Annotated in this window: 2 tRNA genes and 1 rRNA gene; all 3 read right to left on the reverse strand. The window is 45.9% G+C overall.

Features of this window, described 5'->3' with window-relative positions:
* Positions 1-110, reverse strand: a 23S ribosomal RNA gene (locus GTP90_RS35995); the annotation flags it as partial.
* Between the two features lie 222 nt (positions 111-332).
* Positions 333-408, reverse strand: a tRNA-Ala gene (locus GTP90_RS36000).
* 24 nt (positions 409-432) lie between these two features.
* Positions 433-509 (reverse strand) — tRNA-Ile (locus GTP90_RS36005).
* Positions 510-553 lie beyond the last annotated feature (44 nt).

The raw sequence follows: 553 nt of genomic DNA on the forward strand, positions 1-553 counted from the left end.
CTGCGGATCAAAGCTTGTTTGCTAGCTCCCCGCAGCTTATCGCAAGCTACTACGTCCTTCATCGCCTGTAATCGCCAAGGCATCCACCATGTGCACTTATTCACTTGTCCCTATAACGTTAGCCCCTTGCGACTAAACAAAGGAGCGGTTATAGAAATAAGAAGTACTACGTTGTTGCGTTTGTTGATACATACAATCATTACCCATCGTCTTACGTGTTACCGTAAAACGATCAATAAAAATTTACTTACTTCTTCCAGATTGTTAAAGAACGTACAGCACTTGATCTCTAAAAGATCAAACCTAAACACGTATGCTTACGTTTGAGCTTTTGGTGGAGGATGACGGGATCGAACCGACGACCCCCTGCTTGCAAAGCAGGTGCTCTCCCAGCTGAGCTAATCCCCCTGAGATTTACTACTAGGGTAAAACTGGTAGGGCTGGTTGGACTCGAACCAACGACCCCCGCGTTATCAACACGGTGCTCTAACCAGCTGAGCTACAGCCCCAAATGCTGTTCTTTAATTTGACAGTCGATAAGTGTGAACGCTTG

Source organism: Duganella vulcania (assembly GCF_009857655.1).
In the GTDB taxonomy this organism is placed as follows: Bacteria; Pseudomonadota; Gammaproteobacteria; order Burkholderiales; family Burkholderiaceae_D; genus Rugamonas; species Rugamonas vulcania.